The sequence below is a fragment of the Allobosea sp. Tri-44 genome (assembly GCF_004123845.1).
Taxonomy (GTDB): Bacteria; Pseudomonadota; Alphaproteobacteria; order Rhizobiales; family Beijerinckiaceae; genus Allobosea.
On record NZ_NBDP01000055.1, the window covers coordinates 1 to 7,842 of the forward strand.

6 protein-coding genes and 1 pseudogene are annotated in these 7,842 nt (G+C 65.0%); all 7 read right to left on the bottom strand.

Annotated elements, in window-relative coordinates; translation table 11 throughout:
• Positions 1 to 1,009: carbohydrate ABC transporter permease (locus B6S44_RS27345; protein ID WP_206735259.1), on the bottom strand; the 1,009-nt coding region annotated here is incomplete at its 3' end.
• Between the two features lie 4 nt (positions 1,010 to 1,013).
• Positions 1,014 to 2,297: an ABC transporter substrate-binding protein gene (locus B6S44_RS27350; RefSeq protein WP_129160035.1), complete on the bottom strand. Its 1,284-nt coding sequence runs from the start codon at positions 2,295 to 2,297 to the stop codon at positions 1,014 to 1,016.
• Between the two features lie 51 nt (positions 2,298 to 2,348).
• On the bottom strand, positions 2,349 to 3,428 hold the full coding sequence (locus B6S44_RS27355; protein ID WP_129160036.1) for a LacI family DNA-binding transcriptional regulator: 1,080 nt from the start codon (positions 3,426 to 3,428) through the stop codon (positions 2,349 to 2,351).
• A gap of 415 nt (positions 3,429 to 3,843) precedes the next feature.
• Positions 3,844 to 5,868: an ATP-binding protein gene (locus B6S44_RS27360; RefSeq protein ID WP_129160037.1), complete on the bottom strand. Its 2,025-nt coding sequence runs from the start codon at positions 5,866 to 5,868 to the stop codon at positions 3,844 to 3,846.
• Positions 5,867 to 6,172, bottom strand: a pseudogene (locus tag B6S44_RS27365) (IS66 family transposase zinc-finger binding domain-containing protein); the annotation flags it as partial. The pseudogene B6S44_RS27365 and the gene B6S44_RS27360, both read right to left, overlap by 2 nt.
• Positions 6,173 to 6,446: 274 nt before the next feature.
• Complete coding sequence (locus tag B6S44_RS27370) at positions 6,447 to 6,857, bottom strand: PaaI family thioesterase (RefSeq protein ID WP_129160038.1); 411 nt, start codon at positions 6,855 to 6,857, stop codon at positions 6,447 to 6,449.
• Positions 6,858 to 6,865: 8 nt separating this feature from the next.
• Positions 6,866 to 7,558: an acetate--CoA ligase family protein gene (locus tag B6S44_RS27375; protein WP_248309793.1), complete on the bottom strand. Its 693-nt coding sequence runs from the start codon at positions 7,556 to 7,558 to the stop codon at positions 6,866 to 6,868.
• Between the last annotated feature and the right edge of the window lie 284 nt (positions 7,559 to 7,842).

The following is a 7,842-nucleotide window of genomic DNA, read 5'->3' on the forward strand; positions in this document are numbered from 1 at the left end:
CGGGCGTGCCGAAGCGGACATATTCGCGCATCCGGAAGAGCTGCATCCGGGCCGGGTCCTTCGAGGGCTCGTGCCGGAAGCAATAGGATTGCAGGTCGAACAGCGCGCCATCCGGCTTGAGCGGCCCCACGATGCCCATGGCGCTGGCATAGCCCATCTCTGCGCCGACGAACGCGGCTTGGTAGATGTACTGGACGATCATCGTCGTCGAGAAGCCAGGGCCGCCGCCGGTCATCACGTAGATCAGGTCGAAGACCTGGAAGGAGTGGATCACGCCCAGGATCAGCAGGAGGAAGGTCGCCGGCCGCAGCAGCGGCCAGGTGACGAAGCGGAACTGTTGCCAGCGGCTGGCGCCGTCCATCTGCGCGGCATCGTAATAGGTCGGCGAGATCGACTGCAGCGCCGCGAGATACACCACCATGCAGAAGCCGATGCGGACCCAGAGCGAGGTGACGATCAGCGAGAACAGCGCCCAGCGCGGCGAGGACAGCCAGGCGACGGGCCCGATGCCGATCTGTTGCAGCAGCGTATTGATGACGCCGTAATTGTCGTTGAAGAGCCAGGCCGCGATCACCGCCGTCGCCACGTTGGAGATCACGACCGGCAGGAAGAAGACGCTGCGCAGAATGGTGCGACCGAGAAGGTCGCGGTTGAGGGCGACCGCCAGCAGCAGGCCGATGGCGAGGCTCATCGGAACCGTTGCGATTGAGTAGACCGCCGTATTGCTCAGCGACTGCCAGAACAGCGCGTCAGTGGCGAGCCGGGCGTAGTTCTCCAGCCCGATATAGCGCGGCGTGTCGATCAGGCTCCATTCCCGCAGGCTGATGTAGAACGCATAGAGCAGCGGGAAGAAGACGAAGACCGAGAACAGCGCCATGTTCGGAGCGATGAACATGTAGGGCGTCAGCTGGTTGCGCTTGGCTTGCAGCCAATAGCGCCGGGCATCGGCCGCCGAGGGCCGGCCAGCGGCGGGCCCTCTCAGGTTTTCTGCGATCGCCATCATCGCCATGCCGTCAAACCAGCAGCGTGGAACGCACGTGCTTTTCTATGTTCGCGACGGTCGCTGTGGGCGATTGGCCGGAGGTGAAGGCGAGCTCGAGCTCGTCGGCCAGCTTGGCGTTGAAGCGGTCCCATGTCGGCATGACGATGGTGCTGACGAGATGCTCCGGGACGGTCGCCGACTGCTCGAGGAAGACTTTCATCTCCTCGTTGCGGATGTCGTAGACGAGGCCCTTGTCCTTCAGCGATTTGCGCACCGGCAGGAACTGCGCCTTGGTGACGAAGCTGCGCATCGACTCCTCTTCGACCATGAACTTGACGAAGTCGGCCGCCACGTCGGGGCTCTTGCTGTCACGCGAGACCGCCAGGGCGTTGCCGCCGAGATCGGCCGCCATCGCCACGTCGCGCGGCAGATAGGTGACTCCCCATTTGAACTTGGCCTGGTCCTGGATGAAGGGGATTTGCCAGTCACCATGCAGCAGCATGGCGATCTTGCCGGTGGCGAACAGGTTCTGCACCGGCTCGGAGCTCTTCAGCGAGGTGTTGGGCGGAACGAGCCCATCCTTGAACCAGCTCTGGGTCCAGGCGACGGTCTCCGCCCCCTCCTTCGTATTGATCTGCGGACCCTTGAGCTCGCTGTCGAGGAGCTGGCCGCCATGCTGGTAGAGGTACATCAGCCAGCGATAGGCGTTGGAGTTCTGCCAGTTCATCGCGAAGGCATAGTTCAGGCCGGCCTTCTCCTTCACCAGCTTGGCGGCGCTGATGAACTCCTGCCAGCTCCAGCTCTTGTCGAGGCTCCTGGGTGCCTCGATGCCGAGCTTCTCGAAGATCTCGGCGTTGAAAAACAGCGCGAAGGTGTCGGTGTGATGCGGGAGGGCGTGGGGCTTGCCCCTGAAGGTCGAGGCGCGCCAGACCGAGGGCAGGAAGTCCTGGCCGAACCCCGCGTCGAGATATTGCGACAGGTCGATCGCCGCGCCGCTCTGCCCGTAGCGCCCGATCCGCTGGTACTGGGCGCGGAAGATGTCCGGGGCCTGCTTGCCGGCGAAGCGGGTGTCGAGCTGCTGGTAATACTGGCCGCTCGGAACGACCTCTAGCTTGATGGCGACGCTGGGATTGCGGGCCTTGTATTGCTCGATCAGGGCGTTGAAGGCGGCGATCTCGGCGGGCGAACCCCAGGAGGTCATGCTCAGCGACGCGGCCTTCTGGGCGCTTGCTGCGCCCCAGTACATGCCGGCCCCGGCGCCGATACCGGCGCACAGCCCGGTTTTGAGGAAACTGCGCTTGGTGATGGTCGTCATGGTTTCGATCTCCCTTTGGTCTTTTTTATCGTTGGAACGCGGTAGGCTTTCTCAGGCTCCTTCCCGGTCGATAGCGGCGCGAGCGCCGCCGCAGGATTCGCGTACCAGCAGACGCACCGGCAGCACCTGCTCGCGGGGCGGTGGCTCGGCCTCGCCTTCCAGCCGGCCGATCACCGCCTCGACGGCGAGCCGGCCGATATCAGCGCGGGAATAGTCGACCGTGGTCAGTTCCGGCGTGACGAAGCCACCGAGCGCGATGCCGTCGAAGCCGATGACCGCCATTGCCTCCGGCACGCGCACGCCGTGCTTGCGCAGCGCATGCAGCGCACCGATCGCCATCTGGTCGCTGTAGACGAAGACGGCGCTCGGGCGCTCATCCTGCGCCAGCAGCTCTTCCATTGCCGAGAAGCCGCCGGCGAGGCTTGGCTCCGCCATCGCGACCAGATGCGGGTCGGCGGCAATACCGGCTTCCTGCAGCGCCCGCGCATAACCATCCGAGCGCTCGCGGCGCTTCAACAGGCGCTGCGAGGCGCTGCCGATATGGGCGATGCGGCGATGGCCGAGATCGATCAGGTGACGCGTCGCGACGTAGCCGCCCCTCTCCAGGTCGACGCGTACCGCCTGGATCGCCGGATCGGGGCTGTGATGCTGCATGACCACGATCGGCATGCCGTTGTCGGCGAGCTTCTTCAGGTCGGCGGCGAGATCCGCCGGGGGAGCCGCGACGATCACGCCGTCGGCGACGCCGCCAGAGAGCAGCGCATAGGCCCGCCGCTGCACCTCGTCGAACTTCGCCGACATGATGTTCAGCGAGTAGCCGCGCTCAAGGGCGGCGGCATGGGCGGCGCCGATGATCTCGGCATTGTAGAAGCTGTCCAGCGTATAGAGCAGCAGCGCGATGACGTTGGTGCGCCAGCGCCGCAGGGAGCGCGCGGCGTGGCTCGGCTGATAGCTCAACCGGGCCGCCGCGTCGGCGACGCGCGCCCGCGTCTCGGCCGAGATGCCGAGCTCGCCGCCGCGATCATTGAGAACGAGGGAGACGGTGGTCCGCGAGACGCCGGCGAGCTTGGCAACCTCCGCGCTGGTGGCGCGGCTATTGGTTCGCTTGAGTGGAAGCGCGCGCTTCGCCAAGGCCGATCCTTCCTTATATTATTATCTAATACGATTTAGATAGAGGCTAGATGCGAAATCGCCTGTCTGTCAAGGCTCATGGGATGAGCGCTTCCGCCACTGCGGAGAGTCCAGAGCGCAGACGCTGGAGCTTGTCAGTGTGCGCGATCAAATCGCTGGAAGGTCAGTCCTGCCCGATGCCTGCATCTTCGGCCGCTCCAGTCTCGCCTTGGGCTGCCGTCAGCTTCTTGCGTTCCAGCCGAGACGGCACATTCCGCGCGCGACATCGACACGCTTCCAAACCTGGAACCCGACGTGTTCAATGTCGGAGATACGCATAAGCTCGGCTGCTGTCGTTGAATCGACCCGCCTAGAAGCGGACCCTCCAGATGTCAGCTAGGGGCCATTTGCGGAAGCGCCTCCTGTTCGCTCCGTCTCACATGGGCAAGTCGTGCACGGTAATGGCGGGGCACATCCCGCGAGCAATGTCGATCAGGTGGCGGTGATGAGTAGCCACGATCACCTGCCCAGTCTTAGCCATCTCAGCGAGCAGACGGCACGCCTCCTCTGAGCGGAAATCGTCGAAGGTCTCGAGGATGTCATCGGCGATGAACGGCAGCGAGGGACGGGTCTTGGCGAACTCGTGATAGCCCGCGATGCGCAGGGCGAGATAGAGCTGGGCCCGGGTGCCGGTCGACATATCCGTGGCGAGTTTCGATCGGCCTGCAACCGGGACGCCCACCAGGAGTTCCTTGTCGTCACTGGGCTGGGTGGCGAGGCGCAAATACGAGCCCCTGGTGATCGTCCGAAAGGCTTCCGAGGCGCGCTGCAGCATGGATGTGCGGTGCGTGTCCCGATAGATCTGAAGCGCCTGGTGAGCGGCCGTGATGCCCAATTTCAGGCGAGCGAAGCGGATGGCCTTCTCTTCGAGCTCGACCAGCACTGTGCGGCGCTCCTCGTCGAGGCGTGCGACCGCATCATCGCCACCGATCGCCGCGAGCGCGCGATCTGCCTGGGTCCGCCGAGCATGAAGATCGTGAGCTTCGCGATCCTGGCCTTCAATCCGCGCTGCGAGCGTGGCCGCCTCGGCTTCAAGCTGCGATTGATCGAGCTCGGTGAGGATCGCTTCAGCGTCTTCCATCGTCTCGGATCGGCATGCAGCAGTAACACGCTGGTCCAGTTGCCTTAGCTGGCGCTCGAGGTCCGAGCGGCGATTAGCCTGCTCGATCTTGCCACTGACTTCGACCAGCGAATCGGCTCCAAAGAATGAGGTGAAGGTGGACGCTTCAGCCTCATGAAGCGCGATCGCCTCCATGGCTTGCCGATGCGCTGTCTCGGCCTGTTCGAGGTCGGCCCGCTTGCCGCGACGCTTTTCGTCGTTCAAGCGCGCGAGCTCGAGATGCCGGCGCAGGCTTGCGGCGAGTTTGAGAGGATCTTCATCTGTCGCGAGGCCGAGCGTGCTGGCGATGGATTGTACCGCATGGACGAACTGTTCCTGATCCCGCCTCATTGCCTCGATGCGGTGGCTGAGGCTTTCGCGCTCGACCTCCAACGGGGAGATCTCTGCAATGAGGGAAAGGACTTGGCTGATCTCGGCGGGTACGGGTCGGGAGGAGACCTCACCCAGCCAGCAGGATCCAACGGCAGCATCCCAATCCCGCTGCCATTCGTCATCGATGGACTGCGCGTCGGCGAAGTCGCGCTTGCGCGCGACGAACTCGGCCGTAAGGCTGTCCACGGATTTGCCTGCATTGGCGAACTCTGTCAGGCGCTTCTTTTGCTGATCGACAACCGTCTGCAGGCTGAGGAGAAGGGTGTCGAAGGCTGTGTCGACCGCCATGATCCCAGCTGTCTTCAGGGCCGATGCGAGCCGCTCGATCTGGGCTTTAGCGTCGTCCTGGACGGATTGGAGTTCATTTGAGGCCCCCTTGAGGCCGGCGGCGAGTTCGAGCGCCGAGACGCGGCGTAGCAGCCAACGGTCGAGTTCGGCTAGGTGCATGTCTGGCGGCAATCCGATGACGGTCAGAGCACCTCCGATCTCGCCCTGCAGCACGCTCTTCAAATCGAGCGCCTCGCTGTGGAGCTCGTCGGCCCGCTTCAGGTTTGCGGAGGTGGTCGCACTCGCCTGGACAGCTTGGCGGAGGTCGGCAGCCTGGCTTGTCTGGCTGAGCTGGGCATCGATGATCCCGTCGTCGTGCCGCAGCGAGCTTTCGAAGGCTTCGGCCGTGATCTGATCCATGGCTTGGCGATGGCTGCGCCAGGCGTCATCACGACTGGCCCGGGAGGCATGGGCGGCCGCATCATCGACAAGTCCGGTCGCGGTCTTGATCGAGTCGATTTTCGCGGCGAGCTCGACGGCGGCATTGGTCAGGCCCTCGATTTCAGAGCGGCGCGTAACCAGGGCCTGCCGGATGGTTTCAGCCCGACCGCGCCAGTCTTCGATCTGCTCTGACGTGGGCAACCCAGTCAGCCAGCGTCGAGCGATTGAGCACGACGTCCTGGCGCGCATAGATCTGAGCCTGACGATACTGCGGCAGATGATCGGCGTATTTTGAGACCAGCACCTGGGCGACGTCGCCTCGGTCGGGATCCCGCCCTCGATCAACCGCGCCGGGGCCGGACACGACGTCCTCGCAGGACCGGCAGGCATATTTCGGGCGGTGCAGACGAGCACACGGAATTGGGCCGGGTACGATGTCGTTGCGCTCGGCTACATCCTCGCCGATGCGATGGAGCTTGCCGGAACAGCAAGAACAAGTGTCGCTCCGCCATCCGGAGCAACGAGACCGCACGATCCGGGAGATGTTCGAAGCCGAGCAGTCGAGCCTTGTGCCTTACCCCCGGCGGTTCGATGGCTAGACACCGCGCCGATGGCGGCTATCGATGCCGATGCACGGCCGCATGCTGTGGTGATGGCGAGGCCACTATCGCTCTGACGGCAGGCCATTGCGTCTACGCCGCCATCATCCCTCCCCTAGCGGCCATCCTCACAATGTTTCGCCAATAGCTCGTTTCGGAGGGTCGATGCAGCGCGGTCTTTTAAAGCAGCCTGAAAATGCCCGTAGCGCTGGCACAGAACCTGTCGGCGACAAACAACTCCACTTCGCCGAAGTTCAGGCTGCGCGACTGCCTGAGAATTCTGGGCCGAGCCACGATCAGCTCGCCGACCTCGATGCGGTCGAGGAAGGTCATGTCGAGCTTGATCGTGACCTGTGGCCGATTGCCGGTGAGATCACGCGACGCCGTTCCGAGCGCACGGTCGGCCAGCGCGCAGATCACACCACCCTGCACGATGCCGGACCGATTGCGATGCTTCTCGGCAGTGGCGAGTGCGAGTTCGAGGGCTCCGCCCTGCCCTCGCTGCCAGAACGGGCCGATCAGGCCGATAAAGCCGTCATCCTCGATCCGCGACCAACCCGCCGCCGCCAGGTCCTCGCCTTTCCCTGTCATGCGGAGTTTCAGCCGGCGAGAACCGCGACGCCGTCAGCGGCGACCGTGCCCTGGCCTTCCGGCAGGACAAAGAGCGGGTTGATCTCGGCTTCCGACAACCGGTCACCGAGCTGGGCGACCATGGTGGAGAAGTCGACGATGGCCGAGATCAGGGCGTCGACGTCCAGCTTCAGCCGTCCGCGATAGCCGTCGAGCAGGGGCCAGCCCTTGAGCTCCTGCGCCATGCTGAGCGCCTCTTCACGGCTCAGCATGGTGCCGGGCGCGAGCAACCGGATCGTCGTGTCCTTCATCAGCTCCGCCGTCACACCGCCGAGGCCGAGGAGCAGGACGCTGCCGAGCGCATCGCGATGGCAGCCGAGGATCAGTTCGAGCCCGCCGGGAGGCACCATCTCCTGGACGATGTAGCCCTCGGGCGCAACATCGGCGCGTCGCTCCACCTCCTCCCTCATCCGCTCCAGGCGAGGACCGACCGTCTCGGCATCGAGCGACACCGCAACACCGCCGACGTCGCTCTTGTGCGTAATCGTCGAGGACAGGATCTTGAGCACGACCGAGCCGCCGAAGCTGCCGGCGGCGGCGCTGGCTTCGGCGGCATTCCCAACCTCGACCTCGCGCACGCAGCGCAAGCCGAAGCGCGCGAAAAGCTCCTTCGACCGCTTCTCGTCGAGCGATCCGCGCCAGTCGGCAGGGACCTCCACCACCTGACGTCCAGTTACCGGTCCGGCCTTCGCCCCCGCCTGCCCGCCAGCCCCGACCGCCGACCGTGCCGCCCCCCCCGCTCCCGGCGTATTCACCCCCCCGACGCCCCGCCCGGCCCCCCGCGCCCCCGCCCCCCGCCCGGCCGGCAGGGCACGTGGGGCGGCGGGCAGTCGGCGAAGGTCGTGGTCGGCGTCAGCACGAGCCCGGTCGCGGCCTTGAGCGGCGCCGTATCCTTCCAGATCAGGTGCACCTCTGCACCCCGTGCCGAGGCGAAAACCTCATAAGG